This is a genomic window from Streptomyces sp. NPDC006368 (assembly GCF_040612535.1).
Lineage (GTDB): Bacteria > Actinomycetota > Actinomycetes > Streptomycetales > Streptomycetaceae > Streptomyces.
The window spans coordinates 1-23,608 of the sequence record NZ_JBEXQK010000060.1 but is presented as its reverse complement, the minus strand read 5'-3'; the positions used below and the strand labels follow the sequence as shown (position 1 = coordinate 23,608).

The 23,608-nt window shown below is 70.3% G+C and carries 18 protein-coding genes and 1 pseudogene; 18 read left to right on the top strand and 1 reads right to left on the bottom strand.

Annotated features, from left to right (window positions below):
- The first annotated feature begins 42 nt into the window (after nt 1–42).
- From tig to clpX, 4 genes are all read left to right on the top strand, one after another.
- The gene (tig, locus tag ABZZ38_RS28515) at nt 43–1,437 is read left to right on the top strand and encodes a trigger factor (RefSeq protein WP_356745095.1); all 1,395 of its coding nucleotides are present in this window, start codon (nt 43–45) and stop codon (nt 1,435–1,437) included.
- A 261-nt stretch (nt 1,438–1,698) separates the two neighbouring features.
- A complete protein-coding gene (locus ABZZ38_RS28510; protein ID WP_356745109.1) occupies nt 1,699–2,304 on the top strand; it encodes an ATP-dependent Clp protease proteolytic subunit in 606 nt (201 codons plus the stop codon).
- A gap of 49 nt (nt 2,305–2,353) precedes the next feature.
- Complete coding sequence (locus ABZZ38_RS28505) at nt 2,354–3,028, top strand: ATP-dependent Clp protease proteolytic subunit (RefSeq protein WP_356745093.1); 675 nt, start codon at nt 2,354–2,356, stop codon at nt 3,026–3,028.
- Nucleotides 3,029–3,172: 144 nt separating this feature from the next.
- Nucleotides 3,173–4,456: an ATP-dependent Clp protease ATP-binding subunit ClpX gene (clpX, locus tag ABZZ38_RS28500; RefSeq protein ID WP_355360976.1), complete on the top strand. Its 1,284-nt coding sequence runs from the start codon at nt 3,173–3,175 to the stop codon at nt 4,454–4,456.
- 80 nt (nt 4,457–4,536) lie between these two features.
- Here clpX and ABZZ38_RS28495 read toward each other — a convergent pair whose 3' ends face one another.
- The gene (locus ABZZ38_RS28495) at nt 4,537–5,490 is read right to left on the bottom strand and encodes a hypothetical protein (protein WP_356745091.1); all 954 of its coding nucleotides are present in this window, start codon (nt 5,488–5,490) and stop codon (nt 4,537–4,539) included.
- 138 nt (nt 5,491–5,628) lie between these two features.
- Here ABZZ38_RS28495 and ABZZ38_RS28490 point away from each other — a divergent pair, with 138 nt between their 5' ends.
- From ABZZ38_RS28490 to ABZZ38_RS28425, 14 genes and pseudogenes are all read left to right on the top strand, one after another.
- A complete protein-coding gene (locus tag ABZZ38_RS28490; protein ID WP_356745089.1) occupies nt 5,629–8,250 on the top strand; it encodes a valine--tRNA ligase in 2,622 nt (873 codons plus the stop codon).
- A 64-nt stretch (nt 8,251–8,314) separates the two neighbouring features.
- A complete protein-coding gene (locus ABZZ38_RS28485; RefSeq protein WP_356745087.1) occupies nt 8,315–9,814 on the top strand; it encodes a folylpolyglutamate synthase/dihydrofolate synthase family protein in 1,500 nt (499 codons plus the stop codon).
- A gap of 7 nt (nt 9,815–9,821) precedes the next feature.
- The gene (locus ABZZ38_RS28480) at nt 9,822–10,157 is read left to right on the top strand and encodes a DUF4233 domain-containing protein (RefSeq protein ID WP_356745085.1); all 336 of its coding nucleotides are present in this window, start codon (nt 9,822–9,824) and stop codon (nt 10,155–10,157) included.
- 277 nt (nt 10,158–10,434) lie between these two features.
- The gene (gene ndk, locus ABZZ38_RS28475; RefSeq protein ID WP_356745083.1) at nt 10,435–10,848 is read left to right on the top strand and encodes a nucleoside-diphosphate kinase; all 414 of its coding nucleotides are present in this window, start codon (nt 10,435–10,437) and stop codon (nt 10,846–10,848) included.
- Between the two features lie 263 nt (nt 10,849–11,111).
- Entirely contained in the window at nt 11,112–12,131 is a 1,020-nt protein-coding gene (locus ABZZ38_RS28470; protein WP_356745082.1) for a rod shape-determining protein, read from the top strand.
- Nucleotides 12,132–12,269: 138 nt separating this feature from the next.
- A complete protein-coding gene (gene mreC / locus ABZZ38_RS28465) occupies nt 12,270–13,220 on the top strand; it encodes a rod shape-determining protein MreC (RefSeq protein ID WP_356745080.1) in 951 nt (316 codons plus the stop codon).
- 4 nt (nt 13,221–13,224) lie between these two features.
- On the top strand, nt 13,225–13,893 hold the full coding sequence (gene mreD / locus ABZZ38_RS28460) for a rod shape-determining protein MreD (protein ID WP_356745078.1): 669 nt from the start codon (nt 13,225–13,227) through the stop codon (nt 13,891–13,893).
- A gap of 23 nt (nt 13,894–13,916) precedes the next feature.
- Nucleotides 13,917–16,106 (top strand): penicillin-binding protein 2, encoded by a 2,190-nt coding sequence (mrdA, locus tag ABZZ38_RS28455; protein WP_356745076.1) that lies wholly within the window; start codon nt 13,917–13,919, stop codon nt 16,104–16,106.
- Nucleotides 16,107–16,114: 8 nt separating this feature from the next.
- Nucleotides 16,115–17,317, top strand: coding sequence for a rod shape-determining protein RodA (gene rodA, locus ABZZ38_RS28450; protein ID WP_356745074.1), 1,203 nt, complete (start codon nt 16,115–16,117; stop codon nt 17,315–17,317).
- 29 nt (nt 17,318–17,346) lie between these two features.
- Complete coding sequence (locus ABZZ38_RS28445) at nt 17,347–18,864, top strand: CYTH and CHAD domain-containing protein (protein ID WP_356745072.1); 1,518 nt, start codon at nt 17,347–17,349, stop codon at nt 18,862–18,864.
- Between the two features lie 59 nt (nt 18,865–18,923).
- Nucleotides 18,924–20,846, top strand: coding sequence for a TIGR03960 family B12-binding radical SAM protein (locus tag ABZZ38_RS28440; protein WP_356745070.1), 1,923 nt, complete (start codon nt 18,924–18,926; stop codon nt 20,844–20,846).
- A gap of 77 nt (nt 20,847–20,923) precedes the next feature.
- A complete protein-coding gene (locus ABZZ38_RS28435; protein WP_356745068.1) occupies nt 20,924–22,033 on the top strand; it encodes a hypothetical protein in 1,110 nt (369 codons plus the stop codon).
- A gap of 125 nt (nt 22,034–22,158) precedes the next feature.
- The gene (locus ABZZ38_RS28430; protein ID WP_356745066.1) at nt 22,159–22,941 is read left to right on the top strand and encodes a TIGR03936 family radical SAM-associated protein; all 783 of its coding nucleotides are present in this window, start codon (nt 22,159–22,161) and stop codon (nt 22,939–22,941) included.
- A 183-nt stretch (nt 22,942–23,124) separates the two neighbouring features.
- A pseudogene (locus ABZZ38_RS28425) lies at nt 23,125–23,608 on the top strand (ribonuclease E/G); the annotation flags it as partial.

Below are 23,608 nucleotides of genomic sequence, written 5' to 3'. Positions count from 1 at the left end.
CCCCGGCAGAAACCAAGAATCAGCCACCAAGGAGACCGAACCGTGAAGAGCGCCGTGGAGACCCTGAACCCGACTCGGGTTCGGCTCACTGTCGAGGTGCCCTTCGAGGAGCTCAAGGCCAGCCTCGACGCGGCGTACAAGAAGATCAACCAGCAGGTCACGGTCAAGGGCTTCCGCAAGGGCAAGATCCCGGCTCGTGTGATCGACCAGCGGTTCGGCCGTGGTGCGGTGCTGGAGGAGGCCGTCAACGACGCCCTCCCGAAGTTCTACACCGAGGCGGTCAACGAGGCGGAGGTCAACCCGCTGGGCCAGCCCGAGGTCGACATCACGGAGCTGAAGGACGGCGAGCTGCTGGCCTTCACCGCCGAGGTCGACATCCGCCCGGCCATCGAGATCCCGGACTACTCCGGCATCGAGGTGACCGTCGACGCCGTCGAGGTCACCGACGAGGACGTCGAGAAGTCCGTGGAGCAGCTGCGTGAGCGCTTCGCCTCCACCACGCCGGTCGAGCGCGCCGCCGCCGAGGGCGACGTCGTGACGATCGACCTGGAGGCCAAGGTCGACGGCGAGGTCCTCCCGGACGGCGTCGCGAGCGGTGTGCAGTACACGATCGGCTCCGGCGAGCTCCTCGACGGCATCGACGAGGCCGTCACCGGCCTGGAGGCCGGCGGCGAGGCCACCTTCACCTCCACCCTCAAGGGCGGCTCCGCCGAGGGCAAGGAGGCCGAGGTTTCCGTCAAGGTGACCCAGGTCGCCGCCCGTGAGCTCCCCGAGCTCGACGACGACTTCGCGCAGATGGCGTCCGAGTTCGACACCCTTGAGGAGCTGAAGGCCGACAGCCGCAAGCGCCTCGAGAACATGAAGCAGTACGACCAGGCCACCCAGGCCCAGGAGCGCGTCCTCGACGAGCTGCTGAAGCTGGCCGAGGTGCCGATCCCCGAGAAGCTCCTCGAGGACGAGGTCAACACCCGCAAGCACAACCTGGAGCACCACCAGCTCGGTCAGATGGGCCTGAGCCTCGAGAAGTACCTGGAGCTCCAGGGCAAGACGGTCGAGGAGTTCGAGGCCGAGACCAAGGAGCAGGCGGTCAAGGGCATCAAGACCCAGTTCATCCTCGACGAGCTGGTCAACAAGGAGAAGCTCAACGTCAACCAGGAGGAGCTCACCGAGCACCTCATGCGGCGTGCCGCCTCCTCCGGCATGAGCCCGGACCAGTTCGCCAAGGCCGTCGTCGAGGGCGGCCAGGTGCCGATGCTCGTCGGCGAGGTCGCCCGCGGCAAGGCGCTCGCGGTCGTCGTCGAGGCCGTCAAGGTCGTCGACACCAACGGCGAGCCGGTCGAGCTGGACGACGACGAGGACGAGAGCGCCGAGGCCGCTGACGCCGCCGAGACGGCCGAGGCCGCCACCGAGGCGTCCGAGGACAAGCCCGAGGCCTGAGCCCCGGCACGCCCCCGCTGAACGGTCCGACGGGCCCGGTCCGCACCTCGTGTGCGGTCGGGCCCGTCGCCGTAGGGGCCCCCGCGCGGGGCCCGCGTACCTTGCGCTCCCAGCGAACAGTTCGGGAAGCGGGATGGCGCCCGCCCACCAGCGCGTTAGGGTCCATGAATATGAGGGCAGGGGAGTCCCCGCCTCGAGTACCAAAGACGCTGAGACGGCCGCAGCCGTCAGAGACGAGCAGGTGGATACGTGACGAATCTGATGCCTTACGCCGCGGGTGAGCCGTCCATCGGTGGTGGCCTCGGCGACCATGTCTACAACCGGCTGCTCGGCGAGCGGATCATCTTCCTCGGCCAGCAGGTCGACGACGACATCGCCAACAAGATCACCGCGCAGATGCTGCTCCTTGCCGCAGACCCGGACAAGGACATCTACCTCTACATCAACAGCCCGGGTGGCTCGGTGTCGGCCGGCATGGCGGTCTACGACACCATGCAGTACATCCCGAACGACGTCGTCACCATCGGTATGGGCATGGCGGCCTCCATGGGCCAGTTCCTGCTGACCGGTGGCACCCCCGGCAAGCGCTTCGCCCTGCCGAACACCGACATCCTGATGCACCAGGGCTCCGCCGGCATCGGCGGTACCGCCTCGGACATCAAGATCCAGGCCGAGTACCTTCTCCGCACGAAGAACCGCATGGCCGAGATCACCGCGCGGCACTCCGGCCAGACCGTGGAGAAGATCATCCGCGACGGCGACCGCGACCGCTGGTTCACCGCGGAGGAGGCCAAGGACTACGGCCTCATCGACGAGATCATCTCCGCCGCTTCGGGCGTTCCGGGCGGTGGCGGCACCGGCGCCTGAGCCGGTCACGCCCCACGCCCTGCCTCCCAGCCCGCCGAACGCCACCAGGATGGTGAACACCCACATGAGCAACTTCTCCGCGAGCGGCCTTTACACCGGCCCGCAGGTGGACAACCGGTACGTCGTCCCCCGCTTCGTCGAGCGCACCTCCCAGGGCGTGCGTGAGTACGACCCGTACGCCAAGCTCTTCGAGGAGCGCGTGATCTTCCTCGGCGTGCAGATCGACGACGCCTCCGCCAACGACGTCATGGCGCAGCTGCTGTGCCTGGAGTCGATGGACCCGGACCGCGACATCTCCATCTACATCAACAGCCCCGGTGGTTCCTTCACCGCGCTGACCGCCATCTACGACACGATGCAGTTCGTGAAGCCGGACATCCAGACGGTGTGCATGGGCCAGGCGGCGTCCGCCGCGGCCGTGCTGCTCGCCGCCGGCACGCCCGGCAAGCGGATGGCCCTGCCCAACGCGCGCGTGCTGATCCACCAGCCGTCCGGTGGCACCGGCCGTGAGCAGCTCTCCGACCTGGAGATCGCGGCCAACGAGATCATGCGCATGCGGACGCAGCTGGAGGAGATGCTGGCCAAGCACTCCACCCAGCCGATCGAGAAGATCCGCGACGACATCGAGCGCGACAAGATCCTGACCGCCGAGGACGCCCTGGCGTACGGCCTGGTCGACCAGATCGTGTCGACCCGTAAGAGCACCGCCGCGGCGGCTGCCTGACGCTCCGCCTTCCCGTGGCGCGGTTCACCTCCGGCGAACCGCGCCAAGGGGGGCCCGAACAGGGGCCCCGGCAAGGTACCGTCGGATATGAGGCACCAGGAGCAGGCTGAACCAAGCCGCTCCCAGGCGAAGGGGAAGCACCTCGTGGCACGCATCGGTGATGGCGGCGACCTGCTCAAGTGCTCGTTCTGCGGAAAGAGCCAGAAGCAGGTGAAGAAGCTCATCGCAGGCCCCGGTGTGTACATCTGCGACGAGTGCATCGACCTCTGCAACGAGATCATCGAGGAGGAGCTCGCCGAGACCTCCGAGGTGCGGTGGGAGGAACTCCCCAAGCCGCGCGAGATCTACGAGTTCCTGGAGGGGTACGTCGTCGGGCAGGAGCCCGCGAAGAAGGCCCTCTCCGTCGCGGTGTACAACCACTACAAGCGCGTGCAGGCCGGCGAGAACGGCGGCGCGCAGGGCCGGGACGACGCGATCGAACTCGCCAAGTCCAACATCCTGTTGCTGGGCCCCACGGGTTCCGGCAAGACGCTCCTGGCCCAGACCCTGGCCCGCATGCTCAACGTCCCGTTCGCCATCGCCGACGCGACGGCGCTCACGGAGGCGGGGTATGTCGGCGAGGACGTCGAAAACATCCTGCTGAAGCTCATCCAGGCCGCCGACTACGACGTCAAGAAGGCCGAGACGGGCATCATCTACATCGACGAGATCGACAAGGTCGCCCGCAAGAGCGAGAACCCGTCCATCACACGCGATGTGTCGGGCGAGGGCGTCCAGCAGGCCCTGCTCAAAATCCTGGAAGGCACCACGGCCTCGGTGCCGCCGCAGGGCGGACGCAAGCACCCGCACCAGGAGTTCATCCAGATCGACACGACGAACGTCCTGTTCATCGTGGGCGGTGCCTTCGCCGGCCTGGAGAAGATCATTGAATCGCGGGCGGGCGCCAAGGGCATCGGCTTCGGCGCGACGATCCGCTCCAAGCGGGAGATCGAGGCCAGCGACCAGTTCCAGGAGGTCATGCCCGAGGACCTGGTCAAGTTCGGCATGATCCCCGAGTTCATCGGCCGGCTGCCCGTCATCACCTCGGTCCACAACCTGGACCGCGAGGCCCTCCTCAAGATCCTGGTCGAGCCGCGCAACGCGCTGGTCAAGCAGTACCAGCGCCTGTTCGAACTCGACGGCGTGGAGCTGGACTTCGACCGCCCGGCCCTCGAGGCCATCGCGGACCAGGCCATCCTCCGCGGCACGGGCGCCCGCGGCCTGCGCGCCATCATGGAAGAGGTCCTGATGTCGGTGATGTACGAGGTCCCGTCCCGCAAGGACGTGGCCCGCGTCGTCATCACGGCGGACGTCGTCCACAACAACGTCAACCCGACGCTGGTGCCGCGGGTCGTGAAGGACCAGGGGCGCCACGAGAAGTCGGCGTAACGTCACAGACGCGCGCAAAGGGGCGCCCGGCCAATCACCTTGGCCGGGCGCCCCTTTCGTCTGCGTACCGCCGGGGCGGGTCAGACCTTGGAGCGGGACGCCTTGTAGTGCTTGGCGGCCAGTTCGGCGGCCTGGTCGAGGGTGCCGCCCTGGCCGCCCATCGCCGCGGTGAAGTCGATCATGTTGACCACGCCGTAGGTGCTGTAGTCGGCCCAGATGCAGGTCGGAATCGTGAACTCCTTGGGGCCGTTCTTGGCCGTGCCGTCCTCGGCGGGGTTCCCGAACTTGATGAACTGGCACTTCATCAGGGCGCCGGAGAAGCCCGACGGGGTCTTCTCCTCCGGGGTGCCGACGGGCTCCAGCTTGAAGCCCTCCTCGGAGTCCTGCTTGTTCTTCGTGTAGTTGGCGAAGCCGGTGTCGATGGCCTTCTCGGGGTCGGCGATCTCGCCCCATGTCCCGTTGAGGCTCATGCTGCGGCCCGACATCGGATTGGCGGCGTCGCCGGCGGCCTTGTACTCCGCCGAGACCATCTGCGGGTTCGTGATACCCATGGCGGTGGCGTTCGCCTTCATCTTGTCGTCCAGGGGGATCGACTTGTCGGCGCCGTTCTTCTTGTAGTCGTCGATCGACTCGGCCGGGGTCACCTTGTACCCCTTGGTGTCGTCGCCCACCGCGCTGTTGCCGGCGCCACCGCCGCCGAAGACGAAGTACGCGCCCACCGCGATCGCCGCCACCACGGCCACCGCGCCGATGATGAGGCCCGCCTTCTTGCCGCCGCCCGAGGCCGGCGGCGGGGGCGGCGGGTAGGCGCCGGGGGCGCCGCCGTACGGGGGCTGCTGAGGGGGCTGGCCGTACGGCGGGGTCGGCTGCTGCGGGTAGCCGTAGCCCTGCTGAGGGACGCCCTGCGGGGGCTGCTGGGGGTAGCCGTAGCCGGGCTGGGGCGCCTGCGGCTGCTGACCGTAAGGACCCGGCTGACCGTACGGTCCGGGCTGCTGAGGCTGTCCGCCGTACGGGCCCGGCTGGTTGTAACTCATTAAGGGGTTCCCCCTCCGAATGCTTATGCGTTCCTGACATCCTGGCCGAAACCCCGGTCTTGCGTCGCGGCGGGGGTCACACCGTTACCGAACATTCCCGTTTCAGTACGGGCCAGTGACACCTCTAAACTGGGCCCCGTGACCGAGAACACTCAGCAGCAGCCAGCATCCGTCCCCGAACTGCCGACCCAGTACGCGCCGGCCGAGGTAGAGGGGAAGCTGTACGAGCGCTGGGTAGAGCGCGGTTACTTCGACGCCGACGCGAAGAGCGAGAAGCCTCCGTACACCGTCGTCATCCCGCCGCCGAACGTCACCGGCAGCCTGCACCTGGGCCACGCCTTCGAGCACACGCTGATCGACGCCCTCACCCGCCGCAAGCGGATGCAGGGTTACGAGACGCTGTGGCAGCCCGGCATGGACCACGCCGGCATCGCCACGCAGAACGTCGTCGAGCGGGAGTTGGCGAAGGAGGGGAAGTCGCGCCACGACCTCGGGCGTGAGGCGTTCGTCGAGCGCGTCTGGCAGTGGAAGGCCGAGTCCGGCGGTCAGATCTCCGGCCAGATGAAGCGCCTCGGCGACGGCGTCGCCTGGTCGCGCGAGCGGTTCACCATGGACGAGGGCCTGTCCAAGGCGGTCCAGACCATCTTCAAGAAGCTCTACGACGACGAGCTGATCTACCGGGCCGAGCGCATCATCAACTGGTGCCCGCGCTGCCTGACCGCCATCTCCGACATCGAGGTGGAGTACCAGGACGACGACGGCGAGCTCGTCTCCATCCGGTACGGCGAGGGCGAGAACTCCATCGTCGTCGCCACCACCCGCGCCGAGACGATGCTCGGTGACACCGCCGTCGCCGTCCACCCCGAGGACGAGCGCTACCGGCACCTGGTCGGCACGGAGATCGAGCTGCCGCTCACCGGCCGCCGTATCCCCGTCGTCGCCGACGAGCACGTCGACCCGGAGTTCGGCACCGGCGCCGTCAAGGTGACGCCCGCCCACGACCCGAACGACTTCGAGATCGGCCGGCGCCACGACCTGCCCGCGATCGCCGTCATGGACGAGCACGCGGTCATCACCGCCCACGGGCCGTTTCAGGGCCTGGACCGGCTGGAGGCCCGCTCCGCCATCGTCGGCGCCCTGCGCGCCGACGGCCGGATCGTCGCCGAGAAGCGCCCGTACGTCCACTCCGTCGGCCACTGCTCGCGCTGCAAGACCACCATCGAGCCGCGCCTGTCGATGCAGTGGTGGGTGAAGGTCGGCCCGCTCGCCAAGGCCGCCGGTGACGCGGTCCGCGACGGCCGGGTCAGGATCCACCCGCAGGAGATGGAGAAGCGGTACTTCGACTGGGTCGACAACCTGCACGACTGGTGCATCTCGCGCCAGCTGTGGTGGGGCCACCGCATCCCCGTCTGGTACGGCCCGAACGGCGAGGTCGTCTGCGTCGGCCCCGACGAGCAGCCCCCGTCCGGCGAGGGCTGGCGCCAGGACACCGACGTCCTCGACACGTGGTTCTCGTCCGGCCTGTGGCCGTTCTCCACGCTCGGCTGGCCCGAGCGGACCGACAGCCTCGCGAAGTTCTACCCGAACTCCGTCCTGGTCACCGGGTACGACATCCTCTTCTTCTGGGTCGCCCGGATGATGATGTTCGGCCTGTACGCCATGGACGGCACCCCGCCGTTCCACACCATCGCCCTGCACGGCATGGTCCGTGACCAGAACGGCAAGAAGATGTCGAAGTCCTTCGGCAACGCGGTCAACCCGCTGGACTGGATGGACGAGTACGGCTCCGACGCGCTCCGCTTCACCCTCGCGCGCGGCGCCAACCCGGGCGTCGACGTCCCGATCGGCGAGGACTGGGTCCAGGCGTCCCGCAACTTCGCCAACAAGATCTGGAACGCCACCCGGTTCGCCCTGATGAACGGCGCCACGGTCGAGGGCGACATGCCGGCGCCCGAGCGGATGTCGGCCACCGACCGGTGGATCCTCTCCCGGCTCAACGCGACGGTCGCCGAGGTCGACGCGTACTACGAGGACTACCAGTTCTCCAAGCTGTCGGACGCCCTCTACCACTTCGCGTGGGACGAGGTCTTCGACTGGTACGTCGAGCTGTCCAAGACCACGTTCTTCGCGGGCGGCGAGCCGGCCAAGGTCTCCGCGCGCGTCCTCGGTGAGGTGCTGGACGTGACGCTGCGCCTGCTCCACCCGATCGTCCCCTTCGTCACCGAGGAGCTGTGGACCACGCTCACCGGCAAGGAGTCGGTCGTCATCGCCGACTGGCCGGCCGACTCCGGCTTCCGTGACGGGGCCGCCGAGCGCGAGATCGAGCTCGTCCAGCGGGTCGTCACCGAGGTCCGCCGCTTCCGTAACGACCAGGGCCTCCAGGCGGGGCAGAAGGTCCCGGCCCGCCTGGAGCTGGACGGCACGGCGCTCGCGCCGCACGAGCCCGCCATCCGTCAGCTGCTGCGCCTCCAGCCGGAGGGCGAGGGCTTCCACGCCACCGCCTCCCTGCCGGTCGCAGGCGCCACGGTGACGCTGGACCTCTCCGGCGCGATCGACGTCGAGGCGGAGCGCAAGCGCCTCACGAAGGACCTGGCCGCGGCGGAGAAGGAGAAGGCCCAGGCCACCGCGAAGCTGGGCAACGAGGCGTTCCTCGCCAAGGCGCCCGACCAGGTGGTCGACAAGATCCGTACGCGTCTGGCCAAGGCGGACGAGGACATCGCCCGTATCAAGAACCAGCTGGCGAACCTGCCGCAGGCGTAGCGCCGCACCGCGGTGACGGCCCCGGAACCACCCGGTTCCGGGGCCGCTCCGTAGACTGGTCGGCGTGAGTGAGCAGCCCCCCTCCAGCGATGGCTTCGACGAGATCGTCGAGGCCGAGACCGACCGTGACCCCGATCTGGCGGTGATCGAGGCCGGCAGCCGTACGCTGCGCGCACAGGCCGGACCACCCCAGTCCGACGCCGTGCCCGCCCGGCCCGCCGACCCCGAGGTCGACAAGGCGCTTCGGGAGGTGGAGCAGGAGCTCGCCACCCGGTGGGGCGAGACCAAGCTGGAGCCGTCGGTGGCGCGTATCGCGGCCCTGATGGACGTGCTGGGCGAGCCGCAGCGCTCGTACCCCTCCCTGCACATCACCGGCACCAACGGCAAGACGTCCACCGCGCGGATGATCGAGGCGCTGCTCGGCGCCTTCGACCTGCGCACCGGCCGCTACACCTCGCCGCACGTGCAGTCGATCACCGAGCGGATCAGCCTGGACGGCGCGCCCGTCACCGCCGAACGGTTCATCGAGACGTACCGGGACATCAAGCCGTACGTCGAGATGGTCGACGCGTCCCAGGAGCACCGGCTGTCCTTCTTCGAGGTCCTCACCGCAATGGCGTACGCGGCGTTCGCCGACGCACCGGTGGACGTGGCGGTCGTCGAGGTCGGCATGGGCGGCAGCTGGGACGCGACGAACGTGATCGACGGTTCCGTCGCCGTCGTCACCCCCATCTCACTGGACCACACGGACCGGCTCGGCTCCACGCCCGCCGAGATCGCCGGCGAGAAGGCCGGGATCATCAAGGAGGGCGCGACCGTCATCCTGGCGCAGCAGCCGGTGGACGCGGCGCAGGTGCTGCTCAAGAAGGCCGTCGAGACCGACGCGACGGTCGCCCGCGAGGGCATGGAGTTCGGGATCGTCGCCCGCGAGGTCGCGGTCGGCGGGCAGCTGCTGACGCTGCGCGGGCTCGGCGGCGAGTACGAGGAGATCTTCCTGCCGCTGTACGGCGCGCACCAGGCGCACAACGCGGCGGTGGCGCTGGCCGCGGTGGAGGCGTTCTTCGGGGTGGGCGCGGATGCGGCGCGCACGCTCGACATGGAGACGGTCCGCCGGGCGTTCGCCTCGGTGTCCTCGCCCGGGCGCCTGGAGGTCGTACGGCGCAGCCCGACCGTCGTGCTGGACGCCGCGCACAACCCGGCGGGGGCCAGGGCGACGGCCGAGGGCGTCACGGAGTCGTTCGGCTTCTCCCGGCTGATCGGCGTCGTCGGCGCGAGCGGCGACAAGGACGTGCGGGGTCTGCTGGAGGCGTTCGAGCCGATCTTCGCGGAGGTCGTCGTCACGCAGAACTCCACGCCGCGCTCGATGGGCGCGGACGAGCTGGCCGCCATCGCCGTCGAGGTCTTCGGCGACGACCGGGTGGTGGTCGAGCCGCGCCTGGACGACGCGCTGGAGGCGGCGATCACCCTCGCCGAGGAGGAGAGCGAGTTCGCGGGCGCGGGCGTCCTGGTGACGGGTTCCGTGGTCACGGTCGGCGAGGCCCGGCTGCTGCTGGGGAAGGGCTGAGGTTTCCATGCGTACGCTCTGCGCGTCCACGCTGATCGGCGAGTTCTTCGTGATCGGCTTCGCCGGACTGGTGGCGATGAAGGACGACAGCCTCTCGATGGGCACCGTGTGGACGGTGTGCGGCATCGCGATGGTGCTGTCCGTCCTGCTGTGCGGCATGATCACCCGCCGGGGCGGGGTCCAGCTCGGCTGGGCGCTGCAGATCGCGCTGATCGCGAGCGGGTTCGTGGTCCCGATCATGTTCTTCCTGGGCGCGGTCTTCGCGGGCCTGTGGTGGGCGTCGATCCACTTCGGCCGCAAGATCGACGAAGCGAAGGCGAAGTGGGCGGCCCAGCCGCAGTAACGGCCGGGGCCGGTAGGTGGCCGGGGCGCGGGGCTGTGCCCCCACCCCGCCCCTCCCCGGACGGGGCCGCGCCCCCGGGCCCCCTGATGCGGGGCCGGCGCCCCCCGCGAGCGGCAGTTTCATGCCGCGCGGTGCGTGGGAACCCGGCTCGCGGCGCGGCGCCCATGGCACACCGCCGCCCTCCGAGCGCGGGGACCCAGGTCCGGGTGCCCGTGCGGCGTATGGCCCCTGTAGCCTCAGCTCACCGCATACGTATGCCTGCAAGGAGCCGTTACCCATGACCCAGCGCACGCTCGTCCTGCTCAAGCCCGACGCCGTACGCCGCGGCCTGATCGGCGAGATCATCGGCCGTATCGAGCGCAAGGCCGGCTGGGCCATCACCGCGATGGAGCTGCGCCACCTGGATCAGGACACGCTGGAGCAGCACTACGGCGAGCACAAGGGGAAGCCCTTCTACGAGCCGCTGCTGGCCTTCATGTCGTCCGGGCCGGTCGTCGCGCTGGTGGTCGAGGGTGAGCGGGTCATCGAGGGTGTACGCCAGTTGGCGGGGCCGACCGACCCGATCGCGGCGGCGCCCGGGTCCATCCGTGGCGATTTCGGCACCATCGTCCGGGAGAACCTGATCCACGCCTCGGACTCCGAGGAGTCCGCCATTCGGGAACTGAAGATTTTCTTCCCCGGCATTTCCTGATCTGCTGTCAGCCATACAGCGCTCATGACCTGGGGCGACCGAAGGAATTTCGGTCGCCCTTCGGCATATGAACCGCCCGATCGGGAACGCATCGGTCCGACACCTCGTCACCTATACAGAGGCGGGCCACCGCGCCGTGTCCGCGCAGGCGGCACTACGATGTGAATCTCCGCGCCACACCACCCACCTCGCCGACCTGAGAAGCCGTCAACGCTCTAATTGGGAAGGCCCGACGCATCCTCATGGGAAACAAGGGGAACTCAATGTCGTTCATCGGCCGTGACATGGCTGTCGACCTCGGGACCGCCAACACGCTGGTGTACGTCAGGGGTCGCGGCATCGTCCTCAACGAGCCGTCCGTCGTCGCCATCAACACCAACACCGGTGGCATCCTGGCGGTCGGCGCCGAAGCGAAGAAGATGATCGGGCGGACCCCCGGCAACATCGTCGCCGTGCGGCCTCTGAAGGACGGCGTGATCGCCGACTTCGAGATCACCGAGCGGATGCTGCGGTACTTCATTCTGAAGATCCACAAGCGCCGCTATCTGGCCCGTCCGCGGGTCGTGGTCTGTGTGCCGTCCGGTATCACCGGGGTCGAGCGCCGCGCCGTGATCGAGGCGTCCACCCAGGCGGGTGCCCGCCAGGTGCACATCATCGAGGAGCCCATGGCCGCGGCCATCGGCTCGGGCCTCCCCGTCCACGAGGCCACCGGAAACATGGTCGTCGACATCGGTGGCGGCACCACCGAGGTCGCCGTCATCTCGCTCGGCGGAATCGTCACGGCACAGTCCATCCGGGTGGCCGGTGACGAGCTGGACAACGCGATCATCCAGTACGTCAAGAAGGAGTACAGCCTCCTCCTCGGTGAGCGCACCGCCGAACAGATCAAGATCACGATCGGTTCGGCGTTCGACCTGGAGACCGACGAGCACACCGAGATCCGCGGCCGGGACCTGGTCTCCGGACTGCCCAAGACCGTGGTGATCTCGGCCGCCGAGGTCCGCAAGGCCATCGAGGAGCCGGTCAACGCCATCGTCGACGCCGTGAAGACCACCCTCGACAAGTGCCCGCCGGAACTCTCCGGTGACGTCATGGACCGCGGGATCGTTCTCACCGGGGGCGGCGCCCTGCTGCGCGGCCTCGACGAGCGGCTGCGCCGGGAGACCGGCATGCCGATCCACATCGCCGAGGACCCGCTGGACTCGGTGGCGCTCGGCTCGGGCAAGTGCGTCGAGGAGTTCGAGGCGCTCCAGCAGGTGCTGGACGCCCAGCCCCGCAGGTAGCGGAGGTCCGCGGACAGCGGAAACCGCCGCGGTCAGCCGTACGGGTGCTGCCGGACCCGTACGGCTGCTCGTTGGTCCGGTGGACCCGGTTGGTATAACGGCACAAACATTCCTACGAGGAAGGCACGGCCGCCCCACGTGAGGGACACACGAGAGAGCCGGCTGCTCCTGGTGCTGCTGGTCGCCATCGCGTTCGCGCTGATCACGGTGGACATCCGCGGCGGTGAGGAGTCACCCGTCGACGGCGCCCGACGGGCCGCCGCGACCGTCTTCGGCCCCGTCGAGAACAGCGTCGCGTCCGCGGTCGACCCGATCGGCAACGCCGTCGCGGCCGTACGGGACTCCGGTGAGCGCCACAACCGCATCGCGGAGCTGGAGCGGGAGAACGCCGCGCTCAAGGCGCGTCTCGGCAGCGACGACCGCAACCGCAGCCGCGTGCGTGAGCTCGACAAGCTGATGAAGAGAGCCGGTGCCGGCCAGTACGGCATCAAGGCGGCCGAGGTCATCGCCATAGGAGCCGCGCAGGGCTTCTCGTGGACGGTGACCATCGACGTGGGCTCCGCCGACGGCATCAAGCGCGACATGACCGTCATCAACGGCGACGGGCTCGTCGGCCGCGTCACCACCGTCGGCCCCGGCACCGCCACCGTGCTCCTCGCCAGCGACCCGGACTTCACCGTCGGCACCCGCATGGAGAAGACCGACGAGCTCGGCTTCGCCACCGGCCAGGGTGACCGTCCGCTCTCCGTGCAGCTGCTCAACGGCAAGGCCAAGGTCAAGCCCGGCGACCGGCTCGTCACCTTCGGCTCGCAGGCCGACAAGCCGTTCGTGCCGGGCGTCCCGGTCGGTGAGGTCATCCGCGTCGACCCGTCCGGCGGCGACCTCACCCGGACCGTCTTCGTACGCCCGTACGCCGGGTTCAGCCGGCTCGACATCGTCGGCGTCGTCGTCCAGGCGCCGCGCGCCGACCCGCGCGACACGGTGCTGCCGCCCAAGCCCACGCCGCGGCCGACCGTCACGGTCACGGCGACACCGACCCCGACGGGCACGCCCAGCGCTGAGCCCGGCGGACAGCCGGAGGTGGAGTAAGACCATGACGCGCTTCAACCGGATCCTGCTCTCCACCACGCTGGTCGTCGTCGCCCTCGTCCTCCAGGTCTCCATCCTTGCCCGGCTCCAGCTGCCCGGCGCGGTCCCCGACCTGCTGCTGCTCGTCGTCCTCGCCCTCGCCCTGGTGTACGGGCACGTCAGCGGCGCGCTCATCGGGTTCGGCGCGGGCCTGCTCGCCGACCTCGCCCCGCCGGCCGACCACGCCGCCGGGCGGTACGCCCTCGTGCTGTGCGTCATCGGCTACCTCGCGGGCCTGACGAAGCCCACGATCGGCCGGCTGCGCTCCGCCACCGGCCCCATGGTCATGGTGGTCGCCGCCGCTGTCGCCTCCACCCTGCTGTACGCGGGCGTCGGCGCCCTCGTCGGGGACACCGCCGCCCGCCACGTCGGCATGGTGTCGCTGCTGATCAGCGCCGTCATCTACGACGTGCTGCTGGCACCCTTCACCGTGCCGCTGATCATGGCGCTGGCCAGACGCGCCGAGAACGATCCGCTCGCCGAGACGACCAACACCGGCACGGACGTCTCCACAGGCTGGACGGCCTCCGGCACGGGTCTGCGGATCGGCAGCCGGCGCAGCGGACTGCGCGTCAAGGCCGCCCGCAACAGGGCGGCGCGGGCGGGTCGCATCAAGGGCGTCAAACGCCTCTGACCGAGCGAGGGGACAACCGCGTCATGAGCAACATCCCCGAGACCGGCCGGACTCCCCGGGTCCAGATCCGGCTCATCGTCATCCAGGTCCTCGTCTTCTCCCTGCTGCTCACCCTCGGCGGACGCCTCTGGTACCTGCAGATCCGGCAGGGCAAGGAGTACGTCGACGAGGCGAAGAACAACCACGTCCAGCAGGTCGTCCAGCCCGCGGTCCGCGGCGCCATCCTCGACGCGCGGGGCGTGCCGCTCGCCGACAACGAGACCCGGCTCGTCGTCTCCGCCTCCCGCACCGAGCTGATGAAGATGAAGGACGACGGCAAGGGCGTCCTGACCCGGCTCGCCGGTGTCCTCGGCATGAAGCCCAGGGACGTCATGGACAAGGTCCGCCTCTGCGATTCCAAGACCCCGCAGCCCTGCTGGAACGGCTCCCCCTTCCAGCCCATCCCCGTCACCGACGAGGCCACCACGCAGCAGGCCCTGCAGATCCGGGAGCGGGCCGAGGACTTCCCCGGCATCACCGCCGAGCCGACCGCCGTCCGCCGCTACACCGCGCCCGGCGGCGCCCGCACCGCGCAGGTCCTCGGCTACCTCTCGCCCGTCACCGACGAGGAGATCGAGAAGGCCAAGGACACCGACTCGCCGTTCCTCCGTTCCGACATGGTCGGCCGCTCCGGCCTGGAGCGCACGTACGACAAGGAGCTGCGCGGCAAGGCCGGCGTCACCCGTTACGAGGTCGACAAGCTGGGCCGGGTCCTCGGTGAGTCCGAGAGCGACCCGGGCAGGCCCGGCTCCAGCGTCGTCACCTCCATCGACGCGCGCGTGCAGGCCGTCGCCGAGTACGAGCTCCACCAGGCGATGAAGACCGTCCGGCAGGAGACCGACAAGATCACCGGACGCAAGTACGAGGCCGACGCGGGCGCCGTCGTCGTCATGGAGTCCAAGACCGGCCGGGTCGTCGCGATGGCCTCCCAGCCCGACTACGACCCCAACGCCTGGGTCGGCGGCATCGCCGCGAAGGAGTACGCCCAGCTCACCGGCAAGAACTCCAACTACCCGCTGCTCAACCGGGCCATCCAGGGCCAGGCACCCGCCGGCTCCATCTTCAAGGTGGTGTCGGCGAGCGCGGCCGTGCGCGCCGGCTACCCCTTCGACGGCCGCTACAACTGCAGCAGCTCCTACAGCCTCGGCGGCCGCAGCTTCGCGAACTTCGAGTCCAAGGGGCACGGCCCCATCTCCCTCGGCGACGCCCTCAAGTTCTCCTGCAACACCGTCTTCTACGCCCTCGGCCACAAGGAGTGGCAGCGCGACGGCGGCCTCAAGCCGAAGAAGGACGCCCACGACTGGTTCTACCGGACCGCCCACGACTTCGGACTCGGCTCCGAGACCGGCATCGACCTGCCGAACGAGGTCACCGGCCGCATCCCCGACCGCCACTGGAAGCAGGACTTCTGGAAGGCCAACAAGGACTCCTGGTGCAAGCAGGGCAAGAAGGGCGGCACCTACGTCGAGCAGATCGCCTTCGAAAGCTGCCTCGAAGGCAACCAGCTGAAGGCCTTCGACAGCATCAACTTCGCCATCGGACAGGGCGACGTGCTCGTCACGCCCATCCAGATGGCCACCGCCTACGCCGCCATCAGCAACGGCGGCACCCTCTACAAGCCCACCATCGGCAAGGCCGTGATCAGCCCCGACGGCAAGAGGATCGAGGAGATCAAGCCCAGGGCCCGTGGCAGACTGCCCGTCGACGCCGAAACGATCAGCGACCTCGACAGGGGCCTGCGCTCCGTCGTCGAGCCCGGCGGCACCGCCGCCTGGCGGTTCGGCGGCTGGCCGCAGGACAAGATCCCCATGCGGGCCAAGACCGGCACCGCCCAGGTCTACGGCAAGCAGACCACCTCGTGGTTCGCCACGTACACCGAGGAGTACACGATCGTCATGACGATCTCCCAGGGTGGTACGGGCTCCGGCGCCTCCGGCCCCGCCGTACGCAACATCTACGACGCCCTCTACGGCCTGGACGACGCCGGCAACCAGGACCTCAAGCGTGCCCTGCTGCCCCAGCCGCAGAAGGAACTGCCCAGGATCCAGCCGGACGGCACCATCGACGCGCCGCCGATCACGCCGTACGACCCCAATGCCCAGAAGGTCGACCCGGCCGAGCAGGGCGAGGCCCAGCAGCAGCTCGCCGGCCCGCCCGGCGTGTGGAGGGACTGAAGCCGACCATGGCCGGAACCAACAACTTCTCCGTCCCCCGCTACGCACCCCAGCAGGGCGGCGCCTGGGCCAGACTGACCGCCCGCGACTCCTGGGTGCGCCGGCTCGACTGGCCGCTGCTCTTCTCCGCGATCGCGCTCTCCCTCGTCGGGTCGCTGCTGGTGTGGTCGGCCACCCGCAACCGCACCGAGCTCAACGACGGCGACCCGTACGCCTTCCTCTTCCGCCACCTGCTCAACACCGGCATCGGGTTCGCCCTCATGGTCGGCACCATCTGGCTCGGCCACCGCACCCTGCGCGGCGCCGTGCCCGTGCTGTACGGGATCTCGGTGGTCCTGGTGCTGCTCGTCCTCACCCCGCTCGGCGCGACCATCAACGGCGCGCACGCGTGGATCGTGCTCGGCAGCGGCTTCTCGCTCCAGCCCTCCGAGTTCGTGAAGGTCACGATCATCCTGGGCATGGCGATGCTCCTCGCGGCCAAGGTCGACGCGGGCGACCAACTCCACCCCGACCACCGCACCGTCGCCAAGTCCCTCGGCATCGCCGTCCTCCCCATGGCGATCGTCATGCTGATGCCGGACCTCGGCTCCGTGATGGTCATGGTCGTGATCGTGCTCGGCGTGCTGCTCGCCTCCGGCGCCTCCAACCGCTGGATCTTCGGCCTCATCGGCGCCGGCGTCATCGGCGCGGTCCTCGTCGCCGCGCTCGGCGTCCTCGACGAGTACCAGATCAACCGCTTCGCCGCCTTCGCCAACCCCGAGCTCGACCCGGCGGGCGTCGGCTACAACACCAACCAGGCGCGCATCGCCATCGGATCGGGCGGGCTGTACGGCGCGGGCCTCTTCAACGGTCACCAGACGACCGGGCAGTTCGTCCCCGAGCAGCAGACCGACTTCATCTTCACCGTCGCGGGCGAGGAGCTCGGCTTCATCGGCGCGGGCGCCATACTGGCGCTGCTCGGCGTGGTGCTCTGGCGCGCCTGCCGCATCGCCCGCGAGACGAGCGAGCTGTACGGCACGATCGTCGCCGCCGGGATCATCGCCTGGTTCGCCTTCCAGTCCTTCGAGAACATCGGCATGACGCTCGGCATCATGCCGGTCGCCGGGCTGCCACTGCCGTTCGTGTCGTACGGCGGATCGTCGATGTTCGCGGTGTGGGTGGCCATCGGTCTCCTCCAGTCGATCAGGGTGCAGCGGCCGATGTCGGCGTAGACCGGCGCCGGCCGGGTACGCGGTGTGGAATGAGGGCGGATACGAAGCGTGAGATCGAGCGGAAGTACGAAGCCACCCCCGACACCCGGCTGCCCGACCTGACCGGCAGGGCCGGCGTCGCCGAGGTCGTCGACAAGGGCGTCGCCGACCTGGACGCCGTCTACCACGACACCGAGGACCTGCGTCTCGCCGCGGCCGGTATCACCCTGCGCCGCCGCACCGGTGGCACGGACGCCGGCTGGCACCTCAAACTGCCCGTCGCCCCGGGGACGCGCGACGAGATCCGCGCCCCGCTCGACGAGGACGTCCCCCGCTCCCTCGCCGACCTGGTCCGCGCCCGCACGCGCGGCGCCGCGCTCGTACCGGTGGTACGGCTCCGCTCCCGCCGCGACGTACGGCACCTCGTCGACGGCAAAGGCGTGCTGCTCGCCGAGCTCAGCACCGACACCGTCCGCGCCGAGCGCCTCGCCGGCCCTCGGCGGGGCCGCACCGCCGAGTGGACCGAGATCGAGGTCGAGCTCGCCGACGGCGGCGACCCCGCGTTCCTCGACGCCGTGCACAAGCGGCTCCGCAAGGCCGGACTCAGGCCCGCCGGATCCGCGTCCAAACTGGCCAAGGCACTGACCGACACCGGCCGGCGGCCCGTCGCACCCCCGCAGGAGGACGGCACCGCCGGTGGCCGCGTCCTCGCCCATCTGCGCGAGCAGGCCGACGCGCTGCTCACCTACGACGCCGCCGTCCGCCGCGACCTGCCCGACTCGGTCCACAAGATGCGCGTCGCCACCCGCCGCATGCGCAGCGCCTTCCGCACGTACAAGCGCGTGCTCGACCCGGCCGCCACCGAGCCCGTGGCGGAGGAGCTGAAGTGGCTGGCCGGTGAACTCGGCGTCGACCGCGACCAGGAGGTTCTCACCGAACGCCTCACCTCCCGCGTCGACGCCCTGCCCGGCACCCTGCTCCTCGGGCCCGTCCGGGGACGTCTCCAGGCCTGGGCCGGCGCGGGCCGCGCCGGGTCGCGCGGCCGTACCCTCGCCGTCCTCGACAGCGACCGCTACCTCGCCCTCCTCAACGCCCTCGACGCCCTGCTCGCCGACCCGCCGCTGCGCCCCGCCGCCCGCAAGGACGCGAGCGCGGTGCTGCTCAAGGCGGTGGTGAAGGACTACGACCGGCTCGCCACCCGCGTGGAGCACGCGCTCGCCCTGCCCGCCGGCCCCGACCGGGACGTGGCGCTGCACCAGGCCCGCAAGGCCGCCAAGCGCGCCCGGTACGCCGCCGAGACCGCGCGTCCCGCGCTCGGCAAGCCCGCCAAACGGGTGACCAAGCGGGTGAAGGCCGTCCAGGAGATCCTCGGCGAGCACCAGGACAGCGTCGTCGCCCGCGAGACCCTGCGGAACCTCGCGATCAAGGCGCACGCGGCCGGCGAGACCGCGTTCACCTGGGGGCTGCTCTACGGCCAGGAGGAGGCCGACGCGGCGCGCAGCGAGCGCGAGCTGCCGCGCGTGTGGGCCGAGGCGACCCCGTCGTACCGGGCATTGCGGCGGATCTGAGTGCCCGGGCACCGGGGTACGCTTGAGAGTCGCCCCCTGCCCGCTCACGAAGGTTCGAGATGTCCCAGTCGGTCTTCCCACAGCTCGAAGCTCTGCTCCCGCATGTGCAGAAGCCCATCCAGTACGTGGGCGGTGAGCTGAACTCCACCGTCAAGGAGTGGGACAGCTGCGACGTCCGCTGGGCGCTGATGTACCCGGACGCGTACGAGGTGGGCCTGCCCAACCAGGGCGTCATGATCCTGTACGAGGTACTCAACGAGCGCGAGGGCGTGCTCGCCGAGCGCACCTACAGCGTGTGGCCGGACCTCGAAGCGCTGATGCGCGAGCACGACGTGCCGCAGTTCACCGTGGACAGCCACCGGCCGGTGAAGGCGTTCGACGTGTTCGGGCTGAGCTTCTCCACGGAGCTCGGCTACACGAACATGCTCACCGCGCTCGACCTGGCCGGGATCCCGCTGGAGTCGAAGGACCGGGGGCTGGACGACCCGATCGTGCTCGCCGGTGGCCACGCGGCCTTCAACCCCGAGCCGATCGCGGACTTCATCGACTGCGCGGTGATCGGAGACGGCGAGCAGGCCGTCCTGGAGATCACCGACATCATCCGCGCCTGGAAGGCGGAGGGCCGCCCCGGCGGTCGCGAGGAGGTACTCTTCCGCCTCGCCAGGACGGGCGGCGTGTACGTCCCCGCCTTCTACGACGTCGAGTACCTCCCCGACGGCCGCATCGGGCGCGTCGTGCCGAACAAGTCCGGTGTCCCGTGGCGCGTGTCCAAGCACACCGTCATGGACCTCGACGAGTGGCCCTACCCCAAGCAGCCGCTCGTCCCGCTCGCCGAGACCGTCCACGAGCGGATGTCCGTCGAGATCTTCCGCGGCTGCACCCGCGGCTGCCGTTTCTGCCAGGCCGGCATGATCACGCGCCCCGTGCGGGAGCGAAGCATCACCGGCATCGGCGACATGGTCGAGAAGGGCCTCAAGGCGACCGGCTTCGAGGAGGTCGGCCTGCTGTCGCTGTCCTCGGCCGACCACAGCGAGATCGGCGACATCGCCAAGGGCCTCGCCGACCGGTACGAGGACGACAGGATCGGCCTGTCCCTCCCCTCCACGCGTGTCGACGCGTTCAACGTCGACCTCGCCAACGAGCTGACGAGGAACGGCCGTCGGTCCGGCCTCACCTTCGCCCCCGAGGGCGGCTCCGAGCGCATGCGCAAGGTCATCAACAAGATGGTCTCGGAGGAGGACCTGATCCGTACGGTCTCCACGGCGTACGGCAACGGCTGGCGCCAGGTGAAGCTGTACTTCATGTGCGGCCTGCCGACCGAGACCGACGACGACGTGCTCCAGATCGCGGACATGGCGGCGAACGTCATCGCCGAGGGCCGCAAGGTGTCCGGGCAGAACGACATCCGCTGCACCGTCTCCATCGGCGGCTTCGTGCCCAAGCCGCACACCCCCTTCCAGTGGGCGCCGCAGCTGTCCGCCGAGGAGACCGACGCCCGGCTGGAGAAGCTCCGCGACAAGATCCGCGGCGACAAGAAGTACGGCCGCTCCATCGGCTTCCGCTACCACGACGGCAAGCCCGGCATCGTCGAGGGCCTGCTCTCGCGCGGCGACCGGCGCGTCGGCGCGGTCATCCGCGCGGTGTACGAGGACGGCGGCCGGTTCGACGGCTGGCGCGAGCACTTCTCGTACGACCGCTGGATGGCCTGCGCGGAGAAGACGCTGCCGGAGTACGGCGTCGACGTCGACTGGTACACCACGCGTGAGCGCACCTACGAGGAGGTCCTGCCCTGGGACCACCTGGACTCCGGTCTCGACAAGGACTGGCTCTGGGAGGACTGGCAGGACGCGCTCGACGAGACCGAGGTCGAGGACTGCCGCTGGACGCCGTGCTTCGACTGCGGCGTCTGCCCGCAGATGGACACGGCCATACAAATCGGCCCCACCGGCAAGAAGCTGCTGCCGCTGACCGTCGTCAAGTAGGCCCGCGGCACGTCACGTCCGCGCAACGGCCCGGCCGGGGAGGAAACCCCAGGCCGGGCCGTTGCGTCCTTGCCGGCATGGACGTGGAGAAGCGGCAGCAGCGGGCGGCGCCCGCGCCCCACGAGGGCGGCGAGGGATGCCTGACGACGGTGATCAGGATTCCGGTACGGATCGTGGTGCTGCTGCTCGTCGTCCCCGTCCGGATGATCCGGGACGTCCTCGTCCTGTGCGGCTCGGTCCTCCGGCGCCTCGTGCTGCGCCCGCTCGACCGGGCCCTGGGCCGGGTGTGGGACACCGTGCTCGCCCCCGTCGGCCGCGCCGTCGCGTGGTGCGCGGAGAGGCTCGTCCGGTACGCCGTCGTGGCCCCCTGCTCCTGGCTGTACCGGTGGGTGCTCGCGCCCGTCGGCCGGGGCACCGCCCGGCTCGCCGGGGGAGTGGCCACGGTGATCGGCACGGTGATCCGGGGCATCGCGGCGGCGCTGGTGTGGACGGTCAGCACCCTGGTCGTCACGCCCGCGCTCCGGCTGTACCGGGTGGTGCTCGCACCGCTGGGCCGTGGCGTCGGATGGACGCTGTGGGCGCTTCTCGTCCGGCCCTGGACCGCGCTGTTCCGGTGGGTGATGACGCCGCTCGGTCACGGTCTGGTATGGCTGTTCGCGCACACGCTCGTCCCGTTCGGCCGCGGGCTGGTCCTGCTCGGCAAGGTGTTGATCGTGGTGCCCGCCGTCTTCGTGTACCGCTGGATCCTCACCCCCGTCGGCCGCGGACTCGCCGCCGCCGGCCGGGAGATCGTCGCGGCGTTCGCCGTTGCCTGGCGTGTCGCCGGGTACCTCTCGCGGGCCGTCGGGCGCGCGCTGAAGTGGCTCGCCCGGAACCTGGTGGGCAGGCCCGCGTCCTGGTTCCACCGGAACGTGTGCACACCGGTGGGCCACGCGGTGCGCGACCACCTGTGGCGTCCGGTCCGCGAGGCCGCGGTCGAGGCGGGCCGCTCGGCCAGGGCCGCCCTGGGCTCCGTACGCGAAACGGTGCGCAAGGCACGCCGGGACGCCTGGCGGGCACTGGTCGGCGGGGCCCGGATGGACCGGCCCCTGGAACCCGTCGCGGCTCCTGCGCGTACTCTGGGTAGTACGACGACTGCTCCTGGCGCGGCGCCCGCACCCGAGATCTCCCCGCGAAAGCGGGGGTGAGCCGGGCGGGACCCCCGGGAGCCGCCCGAATTTTCGTGGGCGGTGCGCCACCCGCGCCCGCCCCGCACCGAGGAGAAGAACCACTGGGCAAGCGACAGCCCGAAGGCCCGCCGCCCGCACCGGCAGTGCAGCGCATCCGCCTGCGCTACACCAAGCGCGGCCGCCTCCGGTTCACCAGCCACCGAGACTTCCAGCGCGCCTTCGAGCGCGCGTTGCGCCGCGCCGAGGTGCCGATGGCGTACTCGGCCGGCTTCACCCCGCACCCCAAGGTGTCGTACGCCAACGCCGCCCCCACGGGTACGGGCTCCGAGGCCGAGTACCTGGAGATCGCCCTCACCGAGCCGCGCGACCCCGCCACCCTGCGCGACCTGCTCGACGAGTCGCTGCCGGACGGGCTCGACATCACCGACGCCGTCGAGGCCCGCACGTCCGGTCTCGCCGACCGGCTGACCGCCTCCGTGTGGGAGCTGCTGCTCGACGGCGTGGCTGTCGAGGACGCCGAGCGAGCCGTCGCCGCCTTCCTCGCCGCCGACACCGTCGAGGTGCGGCGGAAGACGAAGAACGGTATGCGGTCCTTCGACGCGCGGGGCGCCGTGGCGAGCCTGGAAGCGGCTCCGGCCACGGCTGATAGGCCTGGAGAGGGCCCCTGTGCGATACTGCGGCTGGTTGTTCGGCACGTGACACCTGCCGTACGACCCGACGACGTCCTGTCCGGTCTCCGAGCTGTGGCCGACCTGGCGCCGCCGGTCCCCGCAGCGGTGACCAGGCTGGCGCAGGGGCTCTTCGACGAGGAGTCCGGCACGGTGACCGACCCGCTCGCGCCCGACCGCGAGGCAGTCACGGCCGCCCCATCCAAGGCCGCCGGACCCGCCACCGCGACGGTGCGCCAGGGTGCAGGTTCCGCGTAAGGCGGTCGTTGTAGCGCGGCCCCTGGTACTCGGGAGCCACCTGGGCCGGGCCGCGTACAGACACAGGAGACTTTCGCCAGGCCGTACGTACATCGCGTAGGGAACCGGCGAGCCAGACATCAGCTCCCGTGCGGCGCCCGCGCCTGACGCGGCGCCCGGGAGCGTGACGGGAGAACCGCCCGCATGCTCGAGTCGAACGACACCGGCGTCACCGCCGGTAACAACAACAGCGAAGAGAACCACTCTCCGAGCGACACGCTGCCGCCGCGCCGCAGGCGCCGCGCGGCGTCCCGCCCGGCCGGTCCGCCGAGCGCGACGGCCGCCGAGAGCCCGGAGACGGCGCAGCAGCCGGCCGCCGAGGCCGCCGCCGAAGTGGTCGAGCCCGCCCGTACGCGCCGCCGTGCCACGCGTAAGGCGACTGCGCCGGAGGAGGCCGCAGCAGAAGCCGCGGCGACGCCGCAGGCGGCCGAGGAGCCGGTCGAGCCCGCGCGCCCGCGCCGTCGTGCCACGCGCAAGGCGACCGCGCCCACCGGTGCGCCGCAGAGCGCCGCCGAGGAGACCCCGGTGGCGGCGGAAGCGGCCGAGCCCGCGCGCCCGCGCCGTCGTGCCACGCGCAAGGCGACCGCGCCCACCGGTGCGCCGCAGAGCGCCGCCGAGGATGATCGGA

Excerpts from the sequence above, each read along its gene's own strand:
- ABZZ38_RS28510 (WP_356745109.1), top strand. The coding sequence starts at position 1,699 with ATGCCTTACGCCGCGGGTGAGCCGTCCATCGGTGGTGGCCTCGGCGAC.
- ABZZ38_RS28505 (WP_356745093.1), top strand. The coding sequence starts at position 2,354 with ATGGTGAACACCCACATGAGCAACTTCTCCGCGAGCGGCCTTTACACC.
- ABZZ38_RS28495 (WP_356745091.1), bottom strand. The coding sequence starts at position 5,490 with ATGAGTTACAACCAGCCGGGCCCGTACGGCGGACAGCCTCAGCAGCCC.
- ABZZ38_RS28480 (WP_356745085.1), top strand. The coding sequence starts at position 9,822 with ATGCGTACGCTCTGCGCGTCCACGCTGATCGGCGAGTTCTTCGTGATC.
- ndk (WP_356745083.1), top strand. The coding sequence starts at position 10,435 with ATGACCCAGCGCACGCTCGTCCTGCTCAAGCCCGACGCCGTACGCCGC.
- ABZZ38_RS28470 (WP_356745082.1), top strand. The coding sequence starts at position 11,112 with ATGTCGTTCATCGGCCGTGACATGGCTGTCGACCTCGGGACCGCCAAC.
- mreD (WP_356745078.1), top strand. The coding sequence starts at position 13,225 with ATGACGCGCTTCAACCGGATCCTGCTCTCCACCACGCTGGTCGTCGTC.
- mrdA (WP_356745076.1), top strand. The coding sequence starts at position 13,917 with ATGAGCAACATCCCCGAGACCGGCCGGACTCCCCGGGTCCAGATCCGG.
- rodA (WP_356745074.1), top strand. The coding sequence starts at position 16,115 with ATGGCCGGAACCAACAACTTCTCCGTCCCCCGCTACGCACCCCAGCAG.
- ABZZ38_RS28445 (WP_356745072.1), top strand. The coding sequence starts at position 17,347 with ATGAGGGCGGATACGAAGCGTGAGATCGAGCGGAAGTACGAAGCCACC.
- ABZZ38_RS28440 (WP_356745070.1), top strand. The coding sequence starts at position 18,924 with ATGTCCCAGTCGGTCTTCCCACAGCTCGAAGCTCTGCTCCCGCATGTG.
- ABZZ38_RS28435 (WP_356745068.1), top strand. The coding sequence starts at position 20,924 with ATGGACGTGGAGAAGCGGCAGCAGCGGGCGGCGCCCGCGCCCCACGAG.